27 protein-coding genes are annotated in these 26227 nt (G+C 67.1%); 21 read left to right on the forward strand and 6 right to left on the reverse strand.

Annotation, left to right across the window (positions count from 1 at the left end; translation table 11 throughout):
- Nucleotides 1-43: 43 nt before the first annotated feature.
- From ACJH6I_RS01340 to ACJH6I_RS01380, 9 genes are all read left to right on the forward strand, one after another.
- Nucleotides 44-799 carry a YebC/PmpR family DNA-binding transcriptional regulator gene (locus ACJH6I_RS01340; protein WP_212811635.1) on the forward strand — a complete coding sequence of 252 codons (756 nt, stop codon included), beginning with the start codon at nt 44-46 and terminating at the stop codon, nt 797-799.
- Between the two features lie 25 nt (nt 800-824).
- Complete coding sequence (locus ACJH6I_RS01345) at nt 825-1244, forward strand: MarR family winged helix-turn-helix transcriptional regulator (RefSeq protein WP_318984449.1); 420 nt, start codon at nt 825-827, stop codon at nt 1242-1244.
- A gap of 21 nt (nt 1245-1265) precedes the next feature.
- The gene (locus ACJH6I_RS01350) at nt 1266-1712 is read left to right on the forward strand and encodes a hypothetical protein (protein WP_318984450.1); all 447 of its coding nucleotides are present in this window, start codon (nt 1266-1268) and stop codon (nt 1710-1712) included.
- Nucleotides 1713-1781: 69 nt separating this feature from the next.
- Nucleotides 1782-2099, forward strand: coding sequence for a hypothetical protein (locus tag ACJH6I_RS01355; protein ID WP_318984451.1), 318 nt, complete (start codon nt 1782-1784; stop codon nt 2097-2099).
- Between the two features lie 77 nt (nt 2100-2176).
- Entirely contained in the window at nt 2177-2734 is a 558-nt protein-coding gene (gene ruvC, locus ACJH6I_RS01360; protein WP_212811631.1) for a crossover junction endodeoxyribonuclease RuvC, read from the forward strand.
- Nucleotides 2731-3318 (forward strand): Holliday junction branch migration protein RuvA, encoded by a 588-nt coding sequence (gene ruvA / locus ACJH6I_RS01365; protein WP_318984452.1) that lies wholly within the window; start codon nt 2731-2733, stop codon nt 3316-3318. Before ruvC ends, ruvA begins: the two co-directional genes overlap by 4 nt.
- Nucleotides 3315-4373, forward strand: coding sequence for a Holliday junction branch migration DNA helicase RuvB (ruvB, locus tag ACJH6I_RS01370; RefSeq protein ID WP_212811629.1), 1059 nt, complete (start codon nt 3315-3317; stop codon nt 4371-4373). The genes ruvA and ruvB overlap by 4 nt, the downstream gene beginning before the upstream one ends.
- Nucleotides 4374-4378: 5 nt before the next feature.
- Nucleotides 4379-4765 (forward strand): DUF1304 domain-containing protein, encoded by a 387-nt coding sequence (locus tag ACJH6I_RS01375; RefSeq protein WP_318984453.1) that lies wholly within the window; start codon nt 4379-4381, stop codon nt 4763-4765.
- 32 nt (nt 4766-4797) lie between these two features.
- Entirely contained in the window at nt 4798-5547 is a 750-nt protein-coding gene (locus ACJH6I_RS01380) for a transglycosylase SLT domain-containing protein (RefSeq protein ID WP_318984619.1), read from the forward strand.
- 4 nt (nt 5548-5551) lie between these two features.
- Here ACJH6I_RS01380 and ACJH6I_RS01385 read toward each other — a convergent pair whose 3' ends face one another.
- Entirely contained in the window at nt 5552-6616 is a 1065-nt protein-coding gene (locus ACJH6I_RS01385) for a GGDEF domain-containing protein (protein WP_318984454.1), read from the reverse strand.
- A 273-nt stretch (nt 6617-6889) separates the two neighbouring features.
- Here ACJH6I_RS01385 and yajC point away from each other — a divergent pair, with 273 nt between their 5' ends.
- From yajC to ACJH6I_RS01435, 10 genes are all read left to right on the forward strand, one after another.
- A complete protein-coding gene (gene yajC, locus ACJH6I_RS01390) occupies nt 6890-7216 on the forward strand; it encodes a preprotein translocase subunit YajC (protein WP_212811626.1) in 327 nt (108 codons plus the stop codon).
- 65 nt (nt 7217-7281) lie between these two features.
- On the forward strand, nt 7282-9159 hold the full coding sequence (gene secD / locus ACJH6I_RS01395; RefSeq protein WP_212811625.1) for a protein translocase subunit SecD: 1878 nt from the start codon (nt 7282-7284) through the stop codon (nt 9157-9159).
- Between the two features lie 7 nt (nt 9160-9166).
- Complete coding sequence (secF, locus tag ACJH6I_RS01400) at nt 9167-10417, forward strand: protein translocase subunit SecF (RefSeq protein WP_212811624.1); 1251 nt, start codon at nt 9167-9169, stop codon at nt 10415-10417.
- 6 nt (nt 10418-10423) lie between these two features.
- On the forward strand, nt 10424-12070 hold the full coding sequence (locus ACJH6I_RS01405) for an ABC transporter substrate-binding protein (RefSeq protein WP_318984455.1): 1647 nt from the start codon (nt 10424-10426) through the stop codon (nt 12068-12070).
- Nucleotides 12067-12591 (forward strand): adenine phosphoribosyltransferase, encoded by a 525-nt coding sequence (locus ACJH6I_RS01410; RefSeq protein WP_318984456.1) that lies wholly within the window; start codon nt 12067-12069, stop codon nt 12589-12591. Before ACJH6I_RS01405 ends, ACJH6I_RS01410 begins: the two co-directional genes overlap by 4 nt.
- 41 nt (nt 12592-12632) lie before the next feature.
- Nucleotides 12633-14975 (forward strand): bifunctional (p)ppGpp synthetase/guanosine-3',5'-bis(diphosphate) 3'-pyrophosphohydrolase, encoded by a 2343-nt coding sequence (locus tag ACJH6I_RS01415; RefSeq protein WP_212811621.1) that lies wholly within the window; start codon nt 12633-12635, stop codon nt 14973-14975.
- 130 nt (nt 14976-15105) lie between these two features.
- Complete coding sequence (locus ACJH6I_RS01420; RefSeq protein ID WP_318984457.1) at nt 15106-15852, forward strand: hypothetical protein; 747 nt, start codon at nt 15106-15108, stop codon at nt 15850-15852.
- A 49-nt stretch (nt 15853-15901) separates the two neighbouring features.
- Nucleotides 15902-17020 (forward strand): Vmc-like lipoprotein signal peptide domain-containing protein, encoded by a 1119-nt coding sequence (locus tag ACJH6I_RS01425; RefSeq protein ID WP_318984458.1) that lies wholly within the window; start codon nt 15902-15904, stop codon nt 17018-17020.
- 934 nt (nt 17021-17954) lie between these two features.
- Complete coding sequence (locus tag ACJH6I_RS01430) at nt 17955-18176, forward strand: hypothetical protein (RefSeq protein ID WP_318984459.1); 222 nt, start codon at nt 17955-17957, stop codon at nt 18174-18176.
- Between the two features lie 326 nt (nt 18177-18502).
- Nucleotides 18503-19546: a secretion protein EccK gene (locus ACJH6I_RS01435; RefSeq protein ID WP_318984460.1), complete on the forward strand. Its 1044-nt coding sequence runs from the start codon at nt 18503-18505 to the stop codon at nt 19544-19546.
- Here ACJH6I_RS01435 and ACJH6I_RS01440 read toward each other — a convergent pair.
- Nucleotides 19543-20367 (reverse strand): thioesterase family protein, encoded by an 825-nt coding sequence (locus ACJH6I_RS01440; protein ID WP_318984461.1) that lies wholly within the window; start codon nt 20365-20367, stop codon nt 19543-19545. The genes ACJH6I_RS01435 and ACJH6I_RS01440 overlap by 4 nt on opposite strands.
- Nucleotides 20368-20417: 50 nt before the next feature.
- Entirely contained in the window at nt 20418-20891 is a 474-nt protein-coding gene (locus ACJH6I_RS01445) for a helix-turn-helix domain-containing protein (RefSeq protein ID WP_064858996.1), read from the reverse strand.
- 90 nt (nt 20892-20981) lie between these two features.
- On the opposite strand from ACJH6I_RS01445, the gene ACJH6I_RS01450 reads away from it, so the two are divergent.
- Nucleotides 20982-21683, forward strand: a complete 702-nt coding sequence (locus tag ACJH6I_RS01450; RefSeq protein ID WP_318984462.1) for an SDR family oxidoreductase — start codon at nt 20982-20984, stop codon at nt 21681-21683.
- Between the two features lie 4 nt (nt 21684-21687).
- Nucleotides 21688-22113, forward strand: coding sequence for a tautomerase family protein (locus ACJH6I_RS01455; protein WP_064858998.1), 426 nt, complete (start codon nt 21688-21690; stop codon nt 22111-22113).
- Nucleotides 22114-22116: 3 nt separating this feature from the next.
- Here the strand turns inward: ACJH6I_RS01455 and ACJH6I_RS01460 are convergent, their stop codons facing one another.
- From ACJH6I_RS01460 to ACJH6I_RS01470, 3 genes are read right to left on the reverse strand one after another with little or no spacing between them, the layout of a single operon-like run.
- Nucleotides 22117-22944 (reverse strand): thioesterase family protein, encoded by an 828-nt coding sequence (locus tag ACJH6I_RS01460; RefSeq protein ID WP_318984463.1) that lies wholly within the window; start codon nt 22942-22944, stop codon nt 22117-22119.
- On the reverse strand, nt 22941-25790 hold the full coding sequence (locus tag ACJH6I_RS01465; RefSeq protein WP_318984464.1) for an MMPL family transporter: 2850 nt from the start codon (nt 25788-25790) through the stop codon (nt 22941-22943). Before ACJH6I_RS01465 ends, ACJH6I_RS01460 begins: the two co-directional genes overlap by 4 nt.
- Nucleotides 25787-26218, reverse strand: a complete 432-nt coding sequence (locus ACJH6I_RS01470) for an MmpS family transport accessory protein (protein ID WP_318984465.1) — start codon at nt 26216-26218, stop codon at nt 25787-25789. Before ACJH6I_RS01470 ends, ACJH6I_RS01465 begins: the two co-directional genes overlap by 4 nt.
- Between the last annotated feature and the right edge of the window lie 9 nt (nt 26219-26227).

The raw sequence follows: 26227 nt of genomic DNA on the forward strand, positions 1-26227 counted from the left end.
AAACTGATCAGCTGACGTTTGATCAGAAAGAGGGCGTACACGCATGAGCGGCCATTCCAAGTGGGCGACAACCAAGCACAAGAAGGCCGTCATCGACGCCAAGCGCGGCAAGATGTTCGCCAAGCTGATCAAGAACATCGAGGTCGCGGCCCGCGTCGGCGGCGGCGACCCGGCCGGTAACCCGACCCTGTACGACGCCATCCAGAAGGCCAAGAAGAGCTCGGTACCGAACGACAACATCGAGCGGGCCCGCAAGCGCGGCGGCGGCGAGGAAGCCGGCGGCGCCGACTGGCAGACCATCATGTACGAGGGCTACGGCCCCAACGGTGTCGCGGTGCTCATCGAGTGTCTGACCGACAACCGCAACCGCGCCGCCGGTGAGGTCCGCGTCGCGATGACCCGCAACGGCGGCAACATGGCCGACCCGGGTTCGGTCGCCTACCTGTTCTCCCGCAAGGGCATCATCACGCTCGAGAAGAACGGCCAGACCGAGGACGACGTGCTGATGGCCGTCCTCGATGCCGGTGCCGAAGAGGTCAACGACCTCGGTGACTCGTTCGAGGTCATCTGCGAGCCCACCGACCTGGTCGCGGTGCGTACCGCGCTGCAGGACGCCGGCATCGACTACGACTCGGCCGAGTCCGGCTTCCAGTCGTCGGTGTCCGTCGAGGTCGACCTCGAGGGCGCCCGCAAGGTGTTCAAGCTCGTCGACGCCCTCGAGGACAGCGACGACGTCCAGAACGTCTACACCAACGTCGAGATCCCGGACGACGTCGCCGCGCAGCTCGACGAGGAGTAGCCGCTCCGGCGGTAGCCTGCCGAGCATGTCCGAGCCGCCTCCGTTCAGCCCGACTGTCACGCTGCTGACCGTCAGTCGGGTGTGGGACGCCGCATTCGCCGACGCTCTCAAGCCCCTCGGGCTGACGACGCGCAAGTACGGACTGCTCGGGCACATCCGGGGCAGCGCCGGCATCTCGTTCAGTGAACTCGCCCGGCGTTCGCGCATCACCGTGCAGAGTGCGCACGCGGCGGTCGCGGCGTTCGTCGAGGCGGGACTCGTCGACGACAGCACGGCGCACGCCGGTGCTGCTTCTACGTTGCGCGTGACGGCCGCGGGGGAGTCGTTGCTGAACCGCGCGGCTGACGTCGTGGCCCGTCTGGACACCGAGTTCGCGGCACAAAACCCTGAACTGACCGACGCATTACGCGAGTACATGAGACGAGTCATGTCCGCTTCGCCATAACCTTCAGTTAGACTGAAGGTTATGCAAGCGTTGTTGCTGTCCGTCCACGTCGTCGCGGGCATCCTCTTCGTCGGGCCGATCGCCGTGGCCACCAGCCTGTTTCCCCGCTACGCGCCGGCCGGCGGACCGTCGGCGAACGCGGAACGCAACGACGGCGTCGCCCGTGCGCTGCACCGCATCACACGCGTCTACGGGGTGCTGGCGCTCGTTGTGCCCGTCGTCGGCCTCGCCCTCGCCGGTGTCCAGGGGCGCTCGACCGAGGTCTGGATCATCGTGGCCATGGTGCTCACGGCCATCGCCGGCGGACTGCTCGCGTTCCAGATCGCCCCGCGTCAGCGGGCGGCGCTCGCCGCGCCCGACGATGGGCGGCAGTTGCGCACCCTCGGCATGGTGACCGGCATGTTCAACCTGCTGTGGGTGATCGTCGTGGTGCTGATGGTCGTGCACCCGGGCTCCAGGTACGTGTGAGCATCCGACCCGGCGTGTCACATCGGTGTCGCGCAGCGGAAACCCGCAGCCGCACTGCAAGATGTCCCGATGGCAGCGGTGACGGATCCGGACGGGGTGGAGTGGCGCGTGCGCCGGCGCTGGTGGCCGTTCTGGGATGTGTTCGACATCGTCGACATCGCGTTCCTGGATTGGGTGGGCGTGGTGCTGGCTCTTCCGCTGTTGATCCTGTGGCCGTTCTGGCTGCTGGCCAAGCTGTTCGGGGTGCGCTGGAAGATCATCGTGGAACACGGTGGCGCCGAGACGCACCGTGAACTCGTCCGCTGGTGGGGAGCGTCGGAAGCGCGCATCGCCGAACTGACCCAGGAGATTCGGCAGGGCGCGCGGTCGGGGTACTTCCAGATCTGAGCGTGTCCCTGGCGCAACCTGTCGCCACCGCCCGCTAAGCTATCGAACAGCTGTTCGGGACCTAGTGAGGAGTGGGCGTGCGGGTGATGGGCGTCGACCCTGGTCTGACGCGCTGTGGTCTCTCGATGATCGAGGGAGGCACGGGGCGCAAGGTGACCGCGCTCGATGTCGACGTGGTGCGCACCCCGTCCGACGTCGAACTGCAGCGGCGGCTGCTGACCATCAGCGACACCGTCGAGCACTGGATGGACACGCATCGTCCCGACGTCATCGCCATCGAGCGGGTCTTCGCCAACCAGAACGCCAACACCGCCATGGGCACTGCACAGGCCGGCGGCGTCATCGCGCTGGCGGCGGCGCGCCGGGGCATCGACGTGTACTTCCACACGCCCAGTGAGGTGAAGGCCGCGGTCACCGGAAACGGTCGTGCGGACAAGGCTCAGGTCACCACCATGGTCACCAAAATTCTTGGGCTGCAACAGAAACCGACTCCGGCCGACGCGGCTGACGCGCTCGCGCTGGCCATCTGCCACTGCTGGCGGGCGCCCATGATCGCCCGGATGGCCGCGGCGGAGGCCAAGGCCGCGGAGTTCAAGAAGCAGTACGCAGCGAAGGTGAAGGCGGCGCGCGCATGATCGCATCGGTCCGTGGCGAGGTCATCGACATCGCGCTCGATCACGCGGTGATCGAGGCCGCCGGTGTCGGCTACAAGATCATGGCCACCCCCGCGACGCTGTCCACGCTGCGCCGCGGCACCGAGTCACGGCTGATCACCGCCATGATCGTGCGCGAGGATTCGCAGACCCTGTACGGCTTCGCCGACTCCGACGCCCGCGACCTGTTCAACACGCTGCTCGGCGTCTCGGGCGTCGGCCCCAAGATCGCGCTGGCGACCCTCGCGGTCTACGACGCCCCGACCCTGCGGCAGGCGCTGGCCGACGGCGACGTCACCGCTCTCACCCGGGTGCCGGGCATCGGCAAGCGCGGCGCCGAACGCATGGTCCTGGAACTGCGCGACAAGATCGGTGCGACGACGGGTGCCGGAGCGGGCGTCGCCGGTGGCCACTCCATTCGCGGTCCCGTCGTGGAAGCCCTTGTCGGACTTGGCTTTCCGGCCAAGCAGGCCGAAGAGGCCACCGACAAGGTGCTGGCCAACGATCCGGACGCCAACACCGCCACCGCGCTGCGGTCGGCCCTGTCGATGCTGGGTAAGAAGTGAGCCGGTTCGAGGACGAGGGCACCGAGCCCGACGAGCGGGACGTCTCGCCCGCACTCACTGTCGGCGAGGGCGACGTCGACGCCAGCCTGCGGCCCAAATCGCTACGCGAGTTCATCGGCCAGCCCCGGGTCCGCGAGCAGCTGCAGCTGGTGCTCGAAGGCGCCAAGAACCGCGGCGGTACCCCCGACCACATCCTGCTGTCCGGCCCGCCCGGTCTGGGCAAGACGTCGCTGGCCATGATCATCGCCGCCGAGCTGGGGTCGTCGCTGCGTGTCACCTCCGGGCCTGCGCTGGAGCGCGCCGGCGACCTGGCCGCCATGCTCAGCAACCTGGTCGAGGGCGACGTTTTGTTCATCGACGAAATCCATCGCATCGCCCGGCCCGCCGAAGAGATGCTGTACCTCGCCATGGAGGACTTCCGGGTCGACGTGGTGGTCGGTAAGGGACCCGGCGCGACGTCGATTCCGCTGGAGGTCGCGCCGTTCACCCTGGTCGGGGCGACGACAAGGTCGGGCGCACTGACCGGCCCGTTGCGTGACCGGTTCGGGTTCACGGCACACATGGACTTCTACGAACCGCCCGAGCTGGAGCGGGTGCTCGCCCGGTCGGCCGGCATCCTCGGCATCGAACTCGGTGCCGAAGCCGGTGCCGAAGTGGCTCGGCGGTCCCGCGGCACGCCCCGTATCGCGAACCGGCTGCTGCGCCGGGTCCGGGACTATGCCGAGGTCCGTGCCGACGGCGTCATCACCCGCGACGTGGCCAAGGCCGCACTCGCCGTCTATGACGTCGACGAGCTCGGCCTGGACCGGCTGGACCGGGCCGTATTGACCGCGCTGACAAAGAGTTTCGGGGGCGGCCCGGTCGGGGTCTCGACGCTGGCGGTCGCGGTCGGGGAGGAGGCCACCACCGTCGAGGAGGTGTGCGAGCCGTTCCTGGTGCGGGCCGGGATGATCGCCCGGACGCCGCGGGGGCGCGTGGCGACGCCGCAGGCGTGGACGCACCTGGGCCTGCAACCGCCGATAAACGGACTTGGACAGGCCGGGCTGTTTGAATAGGACCCATGCTGACCGCAGGGTTGATCGTTGCCGGCCTCGCCGCGCTGCTGCACGTGTACATCTTCGTGATGGAGTCGCTCACCTGGACTTCGCCGCGGACCCGAGCCACCTTCGGGCTCACCGAGCAACAGGCGGTGGACACCAAGGAGCTGGCGTTCAACCAGGGGTTCTACAACCTGTTCCTGGCGATCGTCACCGCCGTCGGTATCGCGGCGATCATCTTGGGATGTAACGCGGTCGGGCTGGCGCTGATCTTCGCCGGCATCGGGTCGATGGCCGCCGCAGCGCTGGTGCTGTTGCTGTCGTCCCCGGAGAAAGCGCGGGCCGCCATCACGCAGGGCATCTTCCCGGTGCTCGGCATCGTCGCGTTGTTGATCGGATCGCTGGGGTGATTCGTCGCTGCGCGACCGTCGCTGCCGCCGTCGTGTTGGCCTTCACCGGTGGCGGCACGTCCGCCGCGGATCCGCCTCCCGACCCGGTGCAGCTGGCCGACACGCTCGTCGCCGACGAGCAGGCCGTGCGGGATCCGGCGACGCCGGAGCCCGCGTTGATCGACGCTGCGCACCGGCAGCAGGTCGCCTATCGCGAGATCGCCAGGCATCCGGAGTGGGATGCGGTCATCGCGCCGCGCATCCCGCCGGCACTGGCCGCGGCGTACGGCCGCAACGTCGACGCCGGCCGGCAGCTGGCCGGGATGACACCTCCGCGCGACAACCTCCCGCCGTGGACCATCCAGCCGCCGGCGCCCGCCGACGAACTGCTCGGCTACTACCGCGAGGCGCAGGCGGCATCCGGGGTCGACTGGACGTACCTGGCGGCGATCAACCTGATCGAGTCGCGGTTCGGCCGGATCAACGGCGACAGCACGGCCGGGGCACAGGGGCCCATGCAGTTCCTGCCGTCGACGTTCGCCGCGTACGGCTCCGGTGACATCCGTTCGCCGCGCGATTCGATTCTCGCGGCGGGCCGCTATCTGGCGGCCAACGGTTTCGCCACCGACCATGACGGCGCCCTGCACCACTACAACCATTCCGGCGCGTATGTCCGTGCCGTCAACGACTATGCGGCAGTGCTGGCTGCCGATCCCGCCGCGTTCGCGGGCTACTACCAATGGCAGGTCTACTTCCGGACCACATCGGGCGACGTGTTGCTGCCGGTCGGCTATTCGGCCTGAGCCGTCAGTGATGTGACAGCAGGTGCGTGCTCACCTGATCGCCGCCGGCGCGTTTGGCGACATACATGGCGTGGTCGGCCGACGCCAGGAGCTGGTCCATGACCGGCCGGCTGCCGGCCGGCGCGTGGGCGATCCCGAAGCTCGCCGTCATGTACCACGGCTTCGTGGCGATGCTCCGGCGTAGCCGCTCGGTGAAGCGCAGGGCAGTGGCCTGATTGCCACGGATGGCGATGACGAACTCCTCGCCGCCGATCCGAGCCGCGACCGCACCTTTGGGCAGGGCGTTCATGATGGCCCCGGCGACGTCCATCAGAACCCGGTCGCCGACGGCGTGCCCGAGCGTGTCGTTGATGCGTTTGAAGTCGTCCAGGTCCAGGAGGATGACGCTGATCTCGGATTCGGCGTGGGGACCGGCGAGCAGCGGGCGGATGGCCTGTTCGAAACCGCGGCGATTGGGCAATTGCGTCAGTGGGTCCAGGTGGGCCACGGCGGAGTCGTCGCCCAGCAGCATCACCAGCACATGCACGGCGAGCGGGAGCAGCAGCGTGTTGGCGACGAGCCCGACGAACACTGCGGCAGCCAGCTGCGGATCGCCTTGCTCCGCCAGTCGGACCCCGCAGGTCGCGGCGGTCAGGATGGCGGTCACGGCCACCGACGCCAGGTATTTGGACGTGTGGAAGGACGCCACGTACGCGGCGAGCAGCGCGAACACAAAGCCGCCCAGAGCCGCCGCCTTGGGGTCGCGCTGCACCAGACACACGCCGGCGATACAGAACTGCAGCAGGATCACGATCACGGTGGACTGGCGCCGGCGCGGCCAGCGCGTCAGCCACACGATCGAGCACCCGATGGCGACGACACCGGCGACGACCGGCACCGCGACGGAGAAGACGGTCGCCGGGCCGGACGGACTCCAGATCGTCGCGAGGCCGACCGCGCCGCCACTGAGGACGATCAGTCCGACGATGATGCGGGTGTAGGGCTGCAGGCCACGGTTCTCGATGTACGCGGACAGCCATTCATAGTGGTCGGGCCGGTGCCACCATTGCCGAATTCGCTGCCAGGCCAACGTCCCGAACCTCCCTCACACCCGGGAAAAGCTAGCGCATTGTTAACTGGATTGCACGGCGTAGAGGCTTATCCGCACGAAATTCCCATCTTACTTTCGCGAAAATAATTGCTAGTGCGATGTCCCGCTTGATGGGTCGTGGAATCGCACGCGGTGTGGTGGTCGGCGTTGACGCCCTTGATGGCACACTGGTCTCTACCGCGGCACGGCGTACGGCTGGTCCGGCCCGCTTGCCTGTTCACAGACTCAACAGAACGAAAGATTTTCGCTGTCATGGATTTGGTCGTCTTCCTGCCGCTGCTCCTGGTCATGGGTGCCTTCATGTTCTTCGCGTCGCGGCGGCAGCGGAAGCAGATGCAGGCCACGATCGACCTGCACAACTCGCTGAAGGTGGGCGACCGCGTGCACACCACGTCCGGTCTGCAAGGCACCATCGCCCGGATCGACGACGACAACGTGGATCTGGAGATCGCTCCCGGCGTCGTCACCACCTGGATGAAGCTCGCCGTGCGCGACCGCATCGAGCCCGAGACCGAGGCCGCCGCTGAGGACGTGACCTCGGCTGCCGTCGAAGAGGGCGCGCCGAAGACCGAAGGCTGACATTCCCGCTCCAACACGTACCCTTTGCGGGGCTGACGTACCGATCTCAAGGAGACCCTAGAACCGTGGCATCGTCTTCGGCGCCGGTGCACCCATACCGCTATTTGTCGTTGTTCCTGGCGCTGCTGATCGGCGCCTACCTTCTGGTGTTTCTCACCGGCGACAAGCAGGCCAAGCCCAAGCTGGGCATCGACCTGCAGGGCGGTACCCGGGTCACCCTGACTGCACGTACCCCTGACGGCTCGACGCCGACCCGCGAGGCGCTGATCCAGGCCCAGGAGATCATCGGCGCCCGTGTGAACGGCCTCGGTGTCTCGGGTTCCGAGGTTGTGATCGACGGTTCGAACCTGATCATCACGGTGCCCGGCCAGGACGGCAGCGAGGCCCGCAACCTGGGCCAGACCGCGCGGCTGTACATCCGGCCCGTCGTGCACGTCATCCCGGCGCAGGGCGCGCAGCCCGCGAAGCCCGCCGCGCCGGCTGCTCCGGCTCCCGGTGGCATCCCCGGCGGGCCCGGTGGTCTGCCCGGCATGCCCGGTATGCCGCCGCTGATCGCGCCCGCCGAGCCGGAGGCCCCGGTCGTCCCGCCGACGCCGGGCATGCCCGCGCACCCGGCCTCGACCGAGCCGGCACCCGCCCCGGCCCCGCAGCCGCGGCCCTTCCCGGAGGAGCCGACCCCGGCGCCGTCGGACACCTCGGCCACGCCTGCCCCGCCGGCACCTGCCGCTCCGGGTGCACCTGAACCGGGTGCCCCCGCCGCTCCGGCCCCGGGCGCACCGGGCGTCCCCGCACCGGGTGCCCCCGCGCCCGCGCCGGGAGCGCACGGCCCCAAGGCCGAACTGGCCCAGCGCATCGCCGACGAGAAGGCCCTGCGTCAGAGCACGCAGCCGCAGATCCAGCTGCTGGCTCTGCAGTTCCAGGCCACCCGCTGCGACCAGCAGGACGTGCTGGCCGGCAACGACGACCCGAACCTGCCGCTGGTGACCTGCTCCAAGGACCACAAAGAGGTCTACCTGCTGGACAAGTCGATCATCAGCGGTGACGAGATCAAGGACGCGTCGTCCGGTCTGAACCAGCAGCAGGGCGAGTACGTCGTCGACGTCACGTTCAAGGAGAAGGCCGCCGAGGTGTGGGCCGACTTCACTGCCAAGAACATCGGCACCCAGACCGCGTTCGTGCTCGACTCCCAGGTCGTCAGCGCGCCGGCCATCCAGGAGGCGATCCCGGGCGGCCGCACGCAGATCACCGGCCACTTCAACGCCTCGACGGCGAAAGACCTGGCCAACGTGCTGAAGTACGGCTCGCTGCCGCTGTCGTTCGAGTCGTCGGAGGCGGAGACGGTGTCGGCCACGCTGGGCCTGACGTCGCTGCGCGCCGGCTTGTGGGCCGGTCTGATCGGTCTCGGTCTGGTGCTGCTCTACTCGCTGGCCTACTACCGGGTCCTCGGCCTGCTCACCGCGCTGTCGCTGGTCGCGTCGGGCGCCATGGTGTTCGCGATCCTGGTGCTCCTGGGCCGGTACATCAACTACACGCTGGACCTGGCGGGTATCGCGGGTCTGATCATCGGTATCGGTACGACCGCCGACTCGTTCGTGGTGTTCTTCGAACGCATCAAGGACGAGATCCGAGAGGGACGCAGTTTCCGCTCGGCCGTGCCACGTGGTTGGGCACGCGCCCGCAAGACCATCGTCTCGGGTAACGCGGTCACCTTCCTGGCTGCCCTGGTGCTGTACATCCTGGCTGTCGGACAGGTGAAGGGCTTCGCGTTCACCCTGGGCCTGACCACGATCCTCGACATCGTGGTGGTGTTCCTGGTGACGTGGCCGCTGGTCTTCCTGGCGTCGAAGTCGGCGCGGATGGCCAAGCCTGCGTACAACGGTCTCGGCGCCGTGCAGCAGATTGCGCGCGAGCGGCGAGCGGCCAGCCTGACGGGACAGGGGTAACACCGACATGTCGAAGCACTCAACTGACGACACCGACCTGGAGCTGACCGAATCGGCTGCGGCCGAAGAGGATTCGGCCACCGAGATCGAGGAAACCACCGCCACCGAGCCGGGCGGCAGCCTGCCGCAGCACGGATTCTTCGTCCGCCTCTACACCGGTACCGGTGCATTCGAGGTCATCGGCAAGCGTCGTATGTGGTACGCGATCAGCGGCGTGATCATGCTGGTCATGATCGCCAGCATCCTGATCCGCGGTTTCAACTTCGGTATCGATTTCGAGGGCGGAACCAAGATCGCGATGCCGGTGGCGGGTGTGTCCACCACTGCCACTCCGCAGGCTGTCGAGGACGTCTTCAACAAGACGCTCGGCCATGCCCCCGAGTCGGTGGTGCGCGTCGGCAACGGCGACTCGGCCACCCTGCAAATCCGCACGGAGACCCTGTCGACGGCGGACACCGAGAAGGTGCGCAACGCCCTCTTCGACGCATTCCAGCCGAAGGGCGAGGACGGCAAGGCGTCCAAGGCCGTCATCAGCGATTCGGCGGTGTCGTCGACCTGGGGTGATCAGATCACCAAGAAGGCGCTGATCGCGCTGGTGGTGTTCATCGTCATCGTCTCGATCTACATCACCATCCGCTACGAGCGCTACATGGCGCTGGCAGCGCTGGCCTCGCTGGCCTTCGACCTGCTCAGCACGGCGGGTGTGTACTCGCTCGTCGGGTTCGAGGTCACGCCGGCCACCGTGATCGGTCTGTTGACCATCCTCGGCTTCTCGCTCTACGACACCGTGATCGTGTTCGACAAGGTCGAGGAGAACACCCACGGCTTCGAGCACACCACCCGCCGGACGTTCGCCGAGCAGGCCAACCTGGCGGTCAACCAGACCTTCATGCGGTCCATCAACACCAGCCTCATCTCGGCGCTGCCGATCATCTCGCTGATGGTGGTCGCGGTGTGGCTGCTGGGCGTGGGCACGCTCAAGGACCTGGCGCTGGTCCAGCTGGTCGGTGTCATCGTCGGTACCTACTCGTCGATCTTCTTCGCCACCCCGCTGCTGGTGTCGATGCGCGAGCGCACCGACCTGGTGAAGAACCACACCCGCCGGGTGCTCAACCGCCGCAAGTCGTCGATCGAGCGCGGCGTCACCGGTGGCGACGAGGTCACCGTCGGTGCGGTGAACGCACCGGAAAAGCCGGCGCCGGGGGCCAAGCCGTTGCGGCCCACCGGTAAGCCGTCGGGTAAGCGCACCCGGGGCTAGCCCTCGATGCCCGCCCGGTTCCGCCGAACCGCCTTGGCCGGTGCGGTGATGTTGGTGGCCGGTTTCGGCCTGTCCGGTTGTGACAGTTCGGCTGACGCCGTCGACTACATCGTCGACGGCGCGCTGCCCACCTACAACACCGCGTCGGTCGTCGGCGCGGCTTCCGGTGCGCCGCAAGCATTTTCGCGGGTACAGACGGGGTTCAACTATCGCGGGCCCGACGGGCAGGTGGTCGCCGATCGTGACTTCGGCACCGTTTCGGTGATGGGCCGGGCGCCACTGACGCTCGACTACAAGATCAACGACAGCGCCGTCTACTCCGACGGCAAGCCGGTCACGTGTGACGACATGGTGCTGGCCTGGGCGGCGCAGTCGGGGCAGTTCCCGGCGTTCGACGCGGCCAGCCGCGCCGGCTACAGCGACATCGCGGTCGTCGACTGCACCCCGGGGCAGAAGCGCGCCAGGGTGACGTTCGTCCGCGACCGCGACATCACCGACTACGGCCAGCTGTTCGCGGCGACGTCGATGCTGCCGGCGCACGTCCTGGACGACGCGCTCGGTCTCGGCGACGGCGGCGTGACGAAGGCGCTGCAGAGCGGTGACGCGCCGACCATCGACAAGATCGCCGACGCCTGGAACACCACCTGGGATCTGAAGCCCGACACGGACCTCAAGAAGTTCCCCTCGGCCGGCCCCTACAAGCTCGCGTCGGTGGCCAAGGACGGCTCGATCACGTTGGCGGCCAACGACAAATGGTGGGGCGCCAAGCCGGTGATCGGCAAGATCACGGTGGCGCCGCGGGGCGCCGACATCGCGAGCCGGATCAAGTCCGGCAAGGCCGAGGTCGTCGACATCGCCGCCGGCGTGGTCGGCAAGGACGATGTGCCGTCGAGCTACGTGCGCAGGGACAGCGCGTCCGATGACATTCAGCAGCTGATCTTCGCGGCCCAGGGTGTGCTGGCCGATCCGGCCGCGCGCCGCGCCGTCGCGCTGTGTACGCCGCGGGACGCGATCGCCGCCGCGGTCGGCGTCTACGTCAGCAATGCCCGGCTGAATACGGCGTCGGATGATTCCCTCGCGGTGGCCGAAAACGTCGACGCCAGTGGGCAGTTCGCCGCCGCCGACGTGGATGGGGCGCGCGCCGCGGCGGGCGGCCAGCCCCTGACCGTGCGGATGGGGTATCGCGGGCCGGATGCCCGGCTGGCCTCGGTGGTCGCCGCGATCACCAAGTCGTGCGCCGCCGCGGGCATCACCGTGCAGGAGGTCGCGTCGCCGGCGGTCGGTGCACAAAGCTTGCGCGCCAACGACATCGACGTGCTCCTGTCCGGTGGCGGGGGAGCCGCGGGCAGTGGTTCCAGCGGTTCGTCGGTGGTGGATTCGTACGCCCTGCACAGCGGCAACGGCAACGACCTGTCGGGTTACGCCAACGAACGCGTCGACGGCGTCATCGCCGCCCTGGCCGTGACCACCGACCCCAAGGAACAGGCGCGCCTGCTCGGTGAGGGAGCCGGGGTGCTGTGGGGCGACCTGCCGACGCTGCCGCTGTACCGCCAGCAGCGGACCCTGCTGGTGGCGAAAGACCTGACGCTCGTGCGCGCCAACCCCACGCGGTGGGGCGCCGGCTGGAACATGGACCGCTGGGGGAGCAAGTGACCGATCTCAACGCACTCTTCACCGAGCTGGTCCGTGAGGTGCCGGACTTTCCGGAGCCGGGCATCCAGTTCAAGGATCTGACGCCGTTGCTCGCCGACGGCCGCGGGCTTGCCGCGGTGACGGCCGCACTGGCTGAGGCCGCCGACGGTGTGGATCTGGTTGCCGGTATCGATGCACGCGGGTTCCTGCTGGGTGCCGCCGTCGCGACCCGGTTGGGTACCGGAGTTCTCGCGGTCCGCAAGGGCGGGAAGTTGCCGCCGCCGGTGCACAGCCAGTCCTACGCGCTGGAGTACGGCACCGCCACGCTGGAGATTCCCGCCGATGGGATCGATCTGACCGGCCGGCGCGTTGTCGTGATAGACGACGTGCTCGCCACCGGCGGAACGGTTGCTGCGACGGTCCGGCTGCTGCAGGCGGCAGGTGCGACGGTGACCGCGGCCGCGGTCGTACTCGAACTGAACGGCCTCGGTGGACGCGCTGTGCTGGAACCGCTGCCGGTCACGAGCCTGTACGTCGTCTGAGGGGCTATCCTCGACAAACCAGGTGTAGGAGGTGTGCGGCGTTGGCTGACGACAAGGTGACGCAGGTCCAGTCGGCGCCGCCCGAGCCGCCGCAGGCGGCGTCACTGGAAGCGGCCAAGGGCACCGTCAGCGCGTCCCGCCGTGTCCGTGCCCGGCTCGCCCGCCGTATGACCGCCCAGCGCAGCCTGGTCAATCCCGTCCTCGAGCCGCTCGTCGCGGTGCACCGCGAGTACTACCCCAAGGCCGATCTGGCGATCCTGCAGCGCGCTTACGAGATTGCCGAGGAGCGGCACGCGCCGCAGTTGCGCAAGTCCGGTGATCCGTACATCACCCATCCGCTGGCTGTCGCCAACATCCTGGCCGAGCTCGGCATGGACACCACGACGCTCGTCGCCGCGCTGCTGCACGACACCGTCGAGGACACCGGCTACACGCTCGAGGCGCTCACCGCCGAGTTCGGCACCGAGGTCGGTCATCTGGTCGACGGCGTCACCAAGCTGGACAAAGTGGTGCTGGGCTCGGCGGCAGAGGCCGAGACCATCCGCAAGATGATCATCGCCATGGCGCGCGATCCCCGCGTGCTGGTGATCAAGGTCGCCGACCGGCTGCACAACATGCGCACCATGCGGTTCCTGCCGCCGGAGAAGCAGGCCCGCAAGGCGCGCGAGACGCTCGAAGTGATTGCGCCGCTTGCCCATCGGCTCGGTATGGCGACCGTCAAGTGGGAGCTTGAGGACCTGTCCTTCGCGATCCTGCACCCCAAGCGGTACGAGGAGATCGTGCGGCTGGTCGCCGACCGGGCGCCGTCGCGTGACACCTACCTGGCCAAGGTGCGTGCCGAGATCGCCAATTCGCTGCAGGCCATGAAGATCAACGCGACCGTTGAAGGCCGGCCGAAGCACTACTGGTCCATCTACCAGAAGATGATCGTCAAGGGCCGCGACTTCGACGACATCCACGACCTGGTCGGTGTCCGCATTCTCTGCGACGAGATCCGCGACTGTTACGCCGCGGTCGGCGTCGTGCACTCGCTGTGGCAGCCGATGGCCGGGCGGTTCAAGGACTACATCGCGCAGCCGCGCTTCGGTGTCTACCAGTCGTTGCACACGACGGTCGTCGGCCCGGAGGGCAAGCCACTGGAGGTGCAGATCCGCACCATCGACATGCACCGCACCGCCGAGTACGGCATCGCCGCACACTGGCGGTACAAGGAAGCCAAGGGCCGCAACGGGTTACCCGCGGGCGGACACGCCACCGAGATCGACGACATGGCATGGATGCGCCAGCTGCTCGACTGGCAGCGTGAGGCGGCCGACCCGGGCGAGTTCCTCGAGTCGCTGCGTTACGACCTTGCCGTGCAGGAGATCTTCGTGTTCACGCCCAAGGGTGACGTGATCACGCTGCCGGCCGGTTCCACACCCGTCGACTTCGCGTACGCGGTGCACACCGAGGTCGGGCACCGCTGTATCGGCGCCCGCGTCAACGGCCGCCTGGTGGCGCTGGAGCGCAAGCTCGAAAACGGTGAAGTGGTCGAGGTTTTCACCTCCAAGGCCCAGAACGCCGGCCCGTCGCGTGACTGGCAGACGTTCGTGGTGTCGCCGCGGGCCAAGGCCAAGATTCGGCAGTGGTTCGCCAAAGAGCGGCGTGAAGAGGCGCTGGAGACCGGCAAGGACGCCATCGCCCGCGAGGTGCGCCGCGGCGGAATGCCGTTGCAGCGGTTGATGAACGCCGAACTGATGGCCGCGCTCGCGCGCGAACTTCGCTACGCGGACGTCTCGGCGTTGTACACCGCCGTCGGTGAGGGACATGTCTCGGCCCGGCACGTCGTGCAGCGGTTGGTGGCCACGCTCGGTGGTGACGACGACGCGGCCGACGAGATCGCCGAACGGTCGACGCCGGCCACCATGCCGGTGCGGCGCCGCACGAATGACGATGTGGGCGTAGCGGTTCCGGGTGCACCCGGGGTGCTCTGCAAGCTCGCCAAGTGCTGCACGCCGGTGCCCGGCGACAACATTATGGGGTTCGTGACCCGCGGCGGTGGCGTCAGCGTGCACCGGACCGACTGCACCAATGCCGCGTCGCTGCAGCAGCAGGCCGAGCGCATCATCGACGTGAAGTGGGCGCCGTCGCCGTCGTCGGTGTTCCTGGTGGCCATTCAGGTCGAGGCGCTGGACCGGCACCGTCTGCTGTCCGACGTCACCCGGGTGCTGGCCGACGAGAAGGTCAACATCCTGTCGGCGTCGGTCACCACGTCCAACGATCGAGTTGCGATCAGCCGCTTCACTTTTGAAATGGGCGACCCGAAGCACCTGGGCCACGTGCTGAACGTGGTGCGCAACGTCGAAGGCGTGTACGACGTCTACCGCGTGACTTCGGCCGCCTAGCGCGCTTTTCCGCTGTCGCTCGTGACTTGAGCAAACTCGTACCCAGCGCTGCGCAAGATTGGTGCAGGACTGGGGTTGGTGGTGCGGGTAATCTCAGATGCGGGACTGTCCAGATGTGGGGGTGGACGCGTTGAGCGGTGAGTTGAAGATCGACCTGGAGACCTTGTCGTGGTCGGCGGCTTCGGTGCCGCCCCTGGGTTGGGTGCATCTTCCTGCGCACGGTGATCCGGTCAGCTTGATGCTCTCGTCGTATATCCCAGGATTGGTCGACGGCGCCAACGAGAAGGTCGCCGCTGCGCAGGCGGAAGATCAGGCCTTTGCGGGCAAGGTCTCGTCGGCCAAGAGCGCTTATCAGAACGCTGACGATGCCGGCGGGCAGACGATCCAGAAGGCCGCCGGCGACAGCCTCAATCCCGCGTCCGCCGCGGGCAAAGTTGGCGGCGGTGCCGACGGTGGAATGGGCCAGTTCGGCCAGATGATGGGCATGGCGATGCAGGCCTTCCAGGCGCCCGCGCAGGCCATGCAGGCACTCGGCTCGGTTCCGCAGACCGCGATGCAGGCGGCCCAGCAGATCGGACAGCAGGTCCAGCAGCTCGCCGGACAGGCCGGTAAAGACGGGGCCAAGCCGGCAGACGCAGGTACCGGGGGAGTCGGTGGTGCTGCCGGTCAACAGCTCAAGCCGGAGGAGCGCAAGCCGGGCGACGAGAAGGCCCGCGAGGAGAAGCGGGACGAGAAGCCCGAGGAAAAGAAGGACCCTGAGGCCGACAAGAAGCACGCGGCTGCCGGGCCCAGCAGCGGCCCGTCCGCACCGGTACCGCCTTCCGCGCCTGCGCCGCGGTCGGGGCGCCACGCCGCAAATCCTGCGGTCGATGTGTAATTTTCGGTCTTGACTGTTTGCGTTGTGAGTTTCTGAGGGAGGGCGATCTGTGACGCAACCGCCGACGTGGGGTGCGCCCCCGCCGCAGCAGCCGGGTGGCTGGCCGGGCCAGCCGGGACCGGGTGGGCAGTGGGGCCCGCAGCAGCCGTGGCCTGCTCCGGTTCCGCCGAAGAAGAGTGGCGCTGCCAAGTGGGCCATTGGGGCGGTTTCGTTGGTTGCGGTGATCGCGGTGACGGCCGTCGTTGCAGTGTCGTGCACGAAGAACAGCGGTGACAGCAAAGGCAGTGGCACCGAGACTTCGGCTGCGCCGTCGGATGTCGCAAGTGCTAACGACACTGGGCCGGTTGGAGTCATCACCGAGGATCCGTCGTGCGCGCCGTGGACGCCCGTCATTAACACCCTGTCTGATGTGGAGGGCCAAGCCTGGACAACGCACGACCCGTCGATCTCACCTAGCGCTTGGACTCCCGAGCTTCGGGCGCTGTATGAATCGGTGGGGAAGGCGATGCGAAAGGCCGCCGATCAAGCTGTGCCGCTAGCGAGAATGACCACACACCGGGTGATGCGCGAATTGTACGGTCAATTCACCGTGTATCTGCGCGCATACGCGGACAGTATTCCTAATTACAGACCTATCGACGACAATCTAGCGCGTGCGGGTTCGACCGCTGGAGATGTAATCACGAACATCTGCGCTGCTATTTCCTTCGGCTCAGCTGCGGCCCGTGCGTCGTTGATTCCACCTGCCGAACCACCCGCGTCGATCGCGCCCATTGGAAATCTGTCCAATCCACAGCGGATGTTTGATGCTCCCGATGCCGTATGCGCGGAATTGGGTCCGACCCTGAATCAATTGTTGTTGGACCCGACATTCAAGAGCTGGGCGGCGACTGATCCTCAAATTCCCGCGAGTAAGTGGTCTCCGGAATTACAGTCGCTCACCGATGCTGTAGTCCCGGTGATGTTTTCGACGGCCGATGGGCTAAGTAAATTGGCGCTCAAAAGCTCCAATCCGCTGGTTCAGGACTTTATGCTTCTGGGTGTCCAATACCGACGCACCTTTGTTCAGGCGCTACCGACATATCAGGCGAACGACCAATACATCTACTTGGCTGGTCAATACGCGCCTGGCGTCGTATCGGGGGCTTGCGGCTACGTTGCTCGTTGAGAGATAGCTTTGGCATGTTCGACATCGATCCCGTGGTTCACGGCTTTCGTAGCTGGGCGCTACATAATCCGGCGACCTGCGCCAGCTCCAACCGAAAGGTGATGCGTCATGGCGACCATTCCGCGCTACGGTGAGGGTGAACGCGACCCAAAGAAAGGCAGATACGGGAAGCGGACGGTCGTCGGTGCTGCCTTTCCCGATGTCGACGAGGATCGACTCAACGATCTCGGTAATGGGCTGATGGCGTTGGGTGATCGAATTGATGGCGACGTGATTCCGCACCACGCTCACCAGCGGATGCAGCTGTCCGACTGGGAAGGGGAGGCAGGTCGGCTTGCTGCAGCTACTGCCACAGGCGTTCTTGGTTCGTACGGGCAGGCGTGTAAGGCTGTGTATGACGCGGCGAGAAAGGTGTTCCGCGCCGAATCTGCGGTAGTGCAGACGAAGAATGCGGTGAACAAGACCGCCGAGATTGTTGAGCAGACGTGCCTGGGGTACGAACAAGCGGCCCAAACAATGATGGCGGCCGGCTACGCAGCGGCGCAATCTGGCGAGATGGATGCTGCCAATGCTTTTTTCAATTCCGCCAGATTGTTTCAAAAGCTGATCGAGATGACCGTGTCGACCGGTTTGGCGGAGAACACACGGGCCGTATCGGCGTGCGCGACTGCCCTGGCTCAGGATCTCGGTGTTCCGCCGGGCACACCGGGTGCAGACGGCAAATTGCTCACAGCGCCGCCACCAATACAGACTCCCGATGGGACGGGTATTCAACCGACACCTGGCGTGCCAGGGGGCGTGCCCGCGCCCGGCGGGGGTCGGGGCGGTGTGTCGGAGACCAAGGTTGGGTCTGGTGGAGCACCGTCTACTGGGGATCCGGTGGCAGGTGGGCCTGGGCCGCGCGGCGGTGTGTCGGAGACCAAGGTTGGGTCTGGTGGAGCACCGTCTGCTGGAGATCCGGTGGCAGGTGGGCCTGGATCGCGCGGCGGTGTGTCGGAGACCAAGGTTGGGTCTGGTGGAGCACCTCCTGCCGGCGATCCGCATGCCGCTGCACCTGCGGCTCCCGGTGGTGCCCCGGCCGCTGCGTCTACACCTGCTGGTGGCATCAATGCGGCAATGGGGTCACCAGGATCGCGTCCGACGCCGCCCGGTGTAACTCCGACCGGCGCGCCATCAACTTCGTCGGTTGGTACGTCGACGTCTGGCAGCCCGTCGTCAAGCGCCCCGACCGGCCAGGGCACAGGCCAAGGAACTGGACAAGGCGCTGGCCAAGGCACAGGCCAGCCAACCGGTCAGCAAGCCCAAGGCCCGCAGACTCCAAAGAACCCATTCGGACAACTGCCGACGCAGCCGTTGTCCGCGGCGGCGAATGCGGTTCCACTCACGACGCCCGAACCCGCCACCCAGACGGGCGCAGGGTCGGGCACTCCGGCTGCTGCAAGTGGGGCGGCGACAGGCGCCGGCGGCGCGGGTGCAGCGCCGGTGACCCAGGCAGCGGGCGCGGCAAGTGCCGCTGCCCCAACCGGCACACCCGCCGGCGCCGCACCGGCCGCGCCGCTGGGGCCGGCACCGACGCCGTCGCCGGCCGCGCCGGTCGCGCAACCCGGCGCAGGTGCCGGTGGTCCGGGTGGTCCGGGCGTCGCGCCGATGTCGACCAACCAGCAGCAGAACGCCGCTGCTGCGGCGCCGATCCCGGTGACGGCGGCGCGCGCCGAACGCGACGCGATGGCTGCCGCGGCGCGGGCCGGTCTGGTGCGCAAGTCCGCGGGTGACGCCGATGTGCAGTTTGCCGAGCGAATCGCGGCGGCGTTGCACGCGCCGCCGTCGATCCCGGCGATGGCGTGGAACTTCGTGTGGGCGGTCGGCGTGACGACCGATGGCGAGATCATCGCCGCGAATTCCTATGGGGTGTCGTTCATTCCGGACGGCATGTGCCTACCCTCGCAGGTGATCTTCGTCAGCGCTGACGAGCGAATCCCGGCCGGCCAGCGCGGCCGGTGGGTCCGCGAGCCGTTCGTCGCCCTGCAGGCGTGGTGCACCTTCCACGAGAAGACGCTCAAGGTGATCATCGGCACCGAACAGGAAGTGCAGCCGTTCGCCGGCAGCCTGCAGACGAGAATCATTCCGCCCGAGGACATTCCGACGGACGGCCTGATGAAGGGTCGCACCCGCTTGGAGGTCATCGCTCCGGAAGCCGCCGCGAAGCTCGCCGAGTGGCCGGATGCGCAGTTGCATGAAGCGTTGCCGCCGCAGCCGGTTCAGCTGGTCCCGCCCGACCCCGCGGCCATCGGCAAGGCATGGATGGAATCGATCCGCCCGCTGATGCAGACGACGGGCGAGACGTATCGGACGGCACACCTCGAGAAGCTGGCTGTCTACGGACGCCTGCAGGAGTCGGCGGCGCTGTACCGCGCCTACACCGCGCCGTACGCGGCCGACCTGCGGGCAGCGATCACCGATTGGGTGTGGTGGCAACAGTTCTCGACGATCCAGGGTGACGCCCAGCTGGTGGAGCTGGGCGCCTAACCGCGCGGCAGCATCGCGAGCTGCCGGCTCTGGACGACCACCTGGCCGGTGGAGTCCAGGATGACGTGGTCCTCCTCGAACCACGTCTCGCCGACCACCGTCGAGCTGGCCTGCACCCGCAGCCATCCCGGCGCCGGCCGCCGTCGCACGTACGTGGTGAGCTGCACGGTGGGTGTCCAGCCGAAGTGTCCCTGATTCATGGTGACCGGGGGAGTGATGTCGCCTGCCATCAGTGCGAACAGCAGGGCGGTGTCGGGGTTGGCCTCGTCATCGGCGAAGGGCCGCAACCACATCCGGTTGACGGGGTCGCCCTCCTCGCCGGACAGGAACGGTGTCGCTGCGTCGAGCAGGAACTCGCACCCCTGTGCCACGTGGACGATCGCGCCGACCGCGTGGCCACCGGTCACCGGTACGGCATCCGCGGGTGGTTCCACCGGCAGGTAGGACACCTCGAGCGATTCCTGGTGGCGCGGCGGCTTGGCGTCCAGCGGCCCGAGCGTCACCGCGCAACTGACTGCCGCGCGACCGTTCTGCGACAGCTGGACATCGACCAGGGCGACCTGGCGCCCATGCTTGCGGATCGTTGTCGTCAGCTGCACCTCGCCGGGGTCCGGCGCATTCAGGTAGTTGGCGCTCACGGCGACAGGTGCCAGGTCGGATTCTGCACCGATGGCCTGCTGCGCGGCCGCGGCACACACTGCCATCATGCAGCCCCCGTGTACCTTCGGGCCGATCGTCCACACCGGGTCGATGGTGGCGGTGAAGGTGCCGTCACCGACCGCGGTGACGGTGGTGAGGTCCGTGAAGGGGTGCGCTGTCATTTCATCTCCAACGGTGGCGCGATGGTTGCTGATTCCGGAATGGGCAAAGCTCATGACCGGTTCAGCCGGATCTCGATGTCACCTGCGGAAACGGTGGCAGCATTTGGATCATCAGTGACGATCACGCCAACCCGGTTGCCCGACTCCCGGTCGACGAAGCACAGTGGACCGCGTCCGCCCTTCTGTAGATGCTTGTCGCCCCACTGACTCATCGCCAGGTACACCGGCAGGAGGTCTTCGCCGGCCTCGGTCAGCCGGTATTCGTCCCGCGCCCGCTTGCCGGGCTCCTGATAGGGCACCCGCACCATCAGTTGTGCGGCCTCGAGTTGTTTGAGCGCGCGTGACACCGCGGGTGCGGACGTTCCGATCCGCTCGACGAAGTCTTCGAATCGCGTTGTACCGAAAAGGCTTTCGCGGACAGCGAGAAAAACGGTCTTGGTGCTGAGCAGGTCCAGCAGCTTGGCCACCGAGCAGCCGTCCTTGATCGACCACTGGCGGTCGCGCAGTCTTTCCTCGAACTCCATCACACCCTCTTTTTGGATAACGCTTGCGTTACTCAGATATCCGTGCTTCCATCTTAGTAACGTCATCGTTATTCAGCAAGGGAGCTTCAGATGGTCGCAGTGGCAGGCAAGGTGGTCGTGGTGACCGGCGGACGGCGGGGTCTGGGCGCCGCACTCGTCGACGAACTTCTGGCCCGGGGAGCGCGCAAGGTCTATTCGACGGGCCGGTCGTCGTTCACCGATGAGCGCCCCGAAGTGATCCCGGTCGAACTCGAAGTACGTTCGGAGGCATCGGTTTCCGCGTTCGCCGAGCTCGCACCGGATGCCGAGATCATCTTCAACAACGCGGGCATCCTGCTGCCCGGTTCGCTGCTGACCGGCGGTTTCGACGATATCGAGGCGACCTTCGACATCAACGTCTTCGGGCCGCTGCGAGTGGCTCGGGCCTTCGCCCCGATTCTGGCGGCCAACGGCGGCGGCGCCCTGGTCAACATGCACTCGGTGCTGTCCTGGGTCGCCGGCAGCGCGGCGTACGGCGCCTCGAAGGCCGCGATCTGGTCGGTCACCAACTCGCTGCGCGGCGAGCTGGCGGCACAAGGCACGCAGGTGGTCGGGGTGCACGCCGGGCTGATCGAGACCGACATGGTCGCCGATATCCCGGGTCCGAAGACGACGGCGGTGGACATCGCGACCCGCATCATCGACGGACTGGAAGCGGGTGCGGTCGAGGTCCTGGCCGATGAGGTGTCGGTGGGTGTCAAGTCGGCGTTGTCGGGTCCGGTGGAGAACCTGACCTTCGCGATGGCGGTCTGACGGCATGCCGCTGTGGACCATTCACCACACGCCGGACTTCTTCACCGCCGAGGACAAGCGTGCGCTGGCGCGCAGCATCACCGATCATTACGAGAAGGCGGGGCTGCCGCGGTTCTACGTCGTGGTCATCTTCAACGAAACCCGTTCGGGTGACCTGTATGTCGGTGGTGAGCAGACCGACGTCGGGCTGCGGGTGGTCATCGACCACATCGCCCGCCGCGCCGCGGACAAGGACCATCGGCACCGTATTGCCCACTGGATCAAGTCGATCCTCAATCCGTATTTGGAAGCGCAGGACAACCCGCACTGGGAGTTTCACGTCGATGAGACCAGTGAGGACCTCTGGATGATCAACGGCTTGATCCCGCCGCCCATGGGCTCTGACGCCGAAAAGCGTTGGGTCGCAGACAACGCGGTGTCCGCGTACTGACCGTCAGGACCCCAGCGGCAGCATCGCCATTTGGCGACTCTGTACGACCACCTGGCCGTTGGCATCGACGATGAGGTGGTCCTCTTCGAACCAGGTGTCGCCGATGACGGTGGAGCTGGCCATGACTCGCAGCCACCCGGGTGCGGGCCGGCGCCGCAGGTAGGTGGTCAGCTGGACCGTCGGCGTCCATCCGAAGTGTCCGCGGTTCATCGTGACCGGCGGTGTGATGTCACCGGCCATCAGCGCGAAGAGCAAGGCAGCGTCCGGATCGGCTTCGTCGGAGGCAAAGGGGCGCAACCATATCCGGGTGACGGGCTCGCCTTCGGCGCCGGTCAGGAACGGCGTTGCCGCGTCCAGGCGCATGTCGCAGCCCTGCGCGACGTGGACGACGTGACCCAGCGGATGGTCAGCGGTCACCGGTACCGCACCAGCCGGCGGCTCGACGGTCATGGAGCAGACTTCCAGCGGCACCTGATGGCGCGGCGGCTTCGCATCCAGTTGTCCCAGGGTGACCGAGCACGTGACGGCGACCCGGCCGCGTTGTGACAGCTCGACCTCGACCAGGTTCACCTGTCGGCCGCGTTTGCGGATCGTGGTGCTGAGCCGGACCTCGCCCGAATCGGGCGCGTTGAGGTAGTTGGCGCTCAACGCAATCGGGGCCAGGTCGGCGGCGTCGGGAACACTCTGGCGAGCGGCGGCGGCGCACAGCGCCATCATGCAGCCCCCGTGCACCTTGGGGCCGATGGTCCACCTGCCGTCGATGTTGGCGGTGAACACACCGGAGTCGATCGCGGTGACAGTGGTCAGATCGGTGAAGGGACGCAGCGTCATGCCATCTCCAATTCCGGTGTTGTGCTTGTGGTTTCAGCGGCACGGGCGGGACGGCTCCGGACCTTCAGCGGCCACCAGAACCAGCGTCCGAGCAGTGCCGCGATCGACGGGGTGATCAGGGAGCGCACCACGAAGGTGTCGAACAGCAGGCCGAGTCCGATCGTGGTGCCGATCTGGCCGACCGACCGGAGATCGCTCGCGATCATCGAGATCATGGTGAACGCGAACACCAGGCCGGCGGCGGTGACCACGCCGCCGGTGGCGCCGGTGGCACGGATCAGTCCGGTGCGCAGGCCGGCGCCGATTTCCTCCTTGAAGCGGGACACCACCAGCAGGTTGTAGTCGGAGCCGACGGCCAGCAGGACGATGACCGACATGGCGATCACCAGCCACTGCAACTCGATGCCCAGGAAGTACTGCCAGATCAGCACCGACAGGCCGAACGACGCGGCAAGGGACAGCACCACGGTGCCGACGATGACGATCGATGCGACCAGGGCCCTGGTGATCAGCAGCATCACCACGAAGATCAGGATGATGGCGGCGAGGGCGGCGATCAGCAGGTCGTAGTGCGCGCCCTGCTGGATGTCCTTGTAGGTCGCGGCGGTACCGCCCAGATAGAACTTCGCGCCGGCCAGCGGCGTGCCCTTGACGGCCTCCTTGGCGGCCTGCAGTTCGGCGTCGACGTGCGAAATGCCTTCCAGGGTGGCGGGATCAACGTCATGAGTGACGATGAAGCGGGCCGCCTTGCCGTCGGGGGAGAGCATCAGTTCCATGCCGCGCTGAAAGTCGGGGCTGCTGAACGCTTCTGGCGGCAGGTAGAACATGTCGTCGTTCTTTGCGTCGTCGAACGTCTGACCCATGGCCGCGGCGGTGTCGGTCATGCGTTCCATCTGGGTGACCATGCCGTCGAAAGTGCTGCGCATGGTCTGCATCAGGTTGCGGACGTCCGTGGACAGGCTGATCAGCGGTGGCAGTTGGGCGGCGATCTGCGGCGTCACCACGTCGAGCTTGCCCATGGCGTCGGACAGCGCCTTGGTGTTGTCGGCCAGCCGGTCGAAGCCGTCGGTGGCGTCGAACACCGAGCGCATGGCGTGACAGACCGGAATGTCGAAGCAGTGCGGCTCCCAGTAGAAGTAGTTCCGCAGCGGCCGGAAGAAGTCGTCGAAATCGGCGATCTGGTCCCGCAACTCGGCGGTGGTCGCCGACATGTCCTGCGCGGCAACATCTCCGGCGTGCGTGGCATCGGCCAGCTGCACGCTGAGGTCGTGCATGTGCCGCATGATGCCGATCATCGAGGTGAGGTGGTCGGTCATGGTCTGCACGTCGCCGAGGCGGGCCTTCAGGAACTGCAGGTTCTCGTTCATCGAGACGGCCTGCGCGCTGATCTGGAACGGCACCGAGCCGTGTTCCATCGGCGGGCCGAGCGGCCGCGTGATGCTCTGCACCCGGGCGATACCCGGCACCCGGAAGATGTTCTTGGCGATCCGGTCCAGCACCAGCATGTCCCGGGAGTTCCGCAGGTCGTGATCGGCCTCGACCATCAACATGTCGGGGTTCATCCGCGCGGAGGTGAAATGCTCTTCGGCCGTGGCATAACCGATGTTGGACGGCACGTCTTTCGGTACGTAGAAGCGATTGTCGTAGTTGGTGCGGTATCCGGGCAGCGCCAGCACGCCGACCAGCGCGGCGGCGGTGGCCGCGACCAGGATGGGCCCGGGCCACCGGACCACGGCGGTGCCGACCCGGCGCCAGCCGCGGGTCTTGTTGGCACGCTTGGGGTCCAGCAGCCCGAAGTGGGTGCTGACGACCATCACCGCGGGTGCGAAGGTCAGGGCCATGACCAGGATGACGGTCATCGCCGTCGCACACGGCAGCGCGAGGGTGTTGAAGTAGTTCAGCCGGGTGAACAGCAGGCACATCATGGCGCCGGCGATGGTCAGGCCGGAGCCGAGGATCACGTGGTAGACGCTGGAAAACGTTGAGTAGTAGGCGGTTTCCCGGTCCTCGCCGGCATTGCGGGCCTCGTGATAGCGGCCGACCAGGAATATCCAGTAGTCGGTGCCGGCGGCGATCGCGAGCGCGGTCAGCACGCTGACGGCGAAGGTCGACAGACTGATCAACTGGGCATTACCGAGGACGGCGACCAGCCCGCGGGCCATGCTCATCTCGGTCAGTACGACCAGGAGCGCGATGAATGTCGTTGCGATGGAGCGGTATACGACCAGCAGCATCAACGCGATGACGACGAGCGTCACGACCGTCATCTTGACCATGCTCTTGTCGCCGGCCTCGTTGGTGTCGGCGACCAGGGCGGCCTGGCCGGTGACGAACGCCTTGACCCCGGCCGGCGGATGGCTGCGGTCGACGATGTGCCGCACCGCATCCACGGATTCGACACCCTCGGTGGACCCTTGGTCACCGCGCAGGTTCACCTGGACGTAGGCCGCCTTGTGGTCCTCGCTCTCGGAGCCGGCCGAGGTGATGCGGTCGCCCCAGAAGTCCTGCACGTGCTCGATGTGTGCGGTGTCCTGCTCGAGTTGGTGCACCAGGTCGCCGTAGTACTGCCGTGCGGTGTCGCCGAGTGCCTGGTCCGACTCGATGATGATCATCAGCACACTGTCGGAATCGAATTCGCCGAACGTCGTGCCGATGTGTTTGGTCGCGATGACCGATGGCGCGTCCTGCGGGGAGAGCGACACGGCGTTGTTCGCGCCGACGACCTCGAGTTTGGGCACCAGCAGGTTGGTGGCCGCAGTGGCTGCCAGCCAGATCAGGATGATCGGCACCGACAGGATGCGGATCAGCCGGGGATAGCGGCCCCGGCTGCTGTGCTGGCCGCTCATGCTGCCTTCACCAGGCAGAACGTGGTCGCCGCAGCGCCGTCGGACGACTGGTGGTCGCGCAGCTCGCCATTGACCGTGATGCGGCAGGTCAGCCGGCTGCTGTCGCCCTGGGCGACGAGGTTGGCGAACACGCTCGGCACCGTGGTGGTCAGGGTTTTCGACCAGGGCAGTGAGGTGAAGCGCTCGCGTTGCGGCTGGGCCCGCTCGTCGACGTAGCTGATCATCCCGGTGGTGTCGGAGGGTCCGTCCACTTCGTACGTCACGTACTTCGGGATGGTCGAAACGATGTTGTCCGTGCGGGTTTCGGCGGAATGCTGGCTGCCGAACACGCCGTGGAAGCGGTCGATGACGAAACCGCCGACCGTGACGACCCCGACAACCGTCAGCAGCACCCAGCCGCGTCGCGCGGTCTTGAGCAACCAGTTCATGACCAGCAC

The organism is Mycobacterium sp. SMC-13 (genome assembly GCF_045311035.1).
Lineage (GTDB): Bacteria > Actinomycetota > Actinomycetes > Mycobacteriales > Mycobacteriaceae > Mycobacterium.

What these genes read in the sequence shown, in the direction of transcription:
- secF (WP_212811624.1), top strand. Translation starts at nt 9,167, where the DNA reads ATGTCGAAGCACTCAACTGACGACACCGACCTGGAGCTGACCGAATCG.
- ACJH6I_RS01440 (WP_318984461.1), bottom strand. Translation starts at nt 20,367, where the DNA reads ATGACAGCGCACCCCTTCACGGACCTCACCACCGTCACCGCGGTCGGT.
- ACJH6I_RS01465 (WP_318984464.1), bottom strand. Translation starts at nt 25,790, where the DNA reads ATGAGCGGCCAGCACAGCAGCCGGGGCCGCTATCCCCGGCTGATCCGC.
- ACJH6I_RS01460 (WP_318984463.1), bottom strand. Translation starts at nt 22,944, where the DNA reads ATGACGCTGCGTCCCTTCACCGATCTGACCACTGTCACCGCGATCGAC.
- ruvA (WP_318984452.1), top strand. Translation starts at nt 2,731, where the DNA reads ATGATCGCATCGGTCCGTGGCGAGGTCATCGACATCGCGCTCGATCAC.
- ACJH6I_RS01340 (WP_212811635.1), top strand. Translation starts at nt 44, where the DNA reads ATGAGCGGCCATTCCAAGTGGGCGACAACCAAGCACAAGAAGGCCGTC.
- ACJH6I_RS01470 (WP_318984465.1), bottom strand. Translation starts at nt 26,218, where the DNA reads ATGAACTGGTTGCTCAAGACCGCGCGACGCGGCTGGGTGCTGCTGACG.
- ACJH6I_RS01375 (WP_318984453.1), top strand. Translation starts at nt 4,379, where the DNA reads ATGCTGACCGCAGGGTTGATCGTTGCCGGCCTCGCCGCGCTGCTGCAC.
- yajC (WP_212811626.1), top strand. Translation starts at nt 6,890, where the DNA reads ATGGATTTGGTCGTCTTCCTGCCGCTGCTCCTGGTCATGGGTGCCTTC.
- ACJH6I_RS01445 (WP_064858996.1), bottom strand. Translation starts at nt 20,891, where the DNA reads ATGGAGTTCGAGGAAAGACTGCGCGACCGCCAGTGGTCGATCAAGGAC.
- ACJH6I_RS01350 (WP_318984450.1), top strand. Translation starts at nt 1,266, where the DNA reads ATGCAAGCGTTGTTGCTGTCCGTCCACGTCGTCGCGGGCATCCTCTTC.
- ACJH6I_RS01455 (WP_064858998.1), top strand. Translation starts at nt 21,688, where the DNA reads ATGCCGCTGTGGACCATTCACCACACGCCGGACTTCTTCACCGCCGAG.
- ACJH6I_RS01345 (WP_318984449.1), top strand. Translation starts at nt 825, where the DNA reads ATGTCCGAGCCGCCTCCGTTCAGCCCGACTGTCACGCTGCTGACCGTC.
- ACJH6I_RS01355 (WP_318984451.1), top strand. Translation starts at nt 1,782, where the DNA reads ATGGCAGCGGTGACGGATCCGGACGGGGTGGAGTGGCGCGTGCGCCGG.
- ACJH6I_RS01405 (WP_318984455.1), top strand. Translation starts at nt 10,424, where the DNA reads ATGCCCGCCCGGTTCCGCCGAACCGCCTTGGCCGGTGCGGTGATGTTG.
- ACJH6I_RS01450 (WP_318984462.1), top strand. Translation starts at nt 20,982, where the DNA reads ATGGTCGCAGTGGCAGGCAAGGTGGTCGTGGTGACCGGCGGACGGCGG.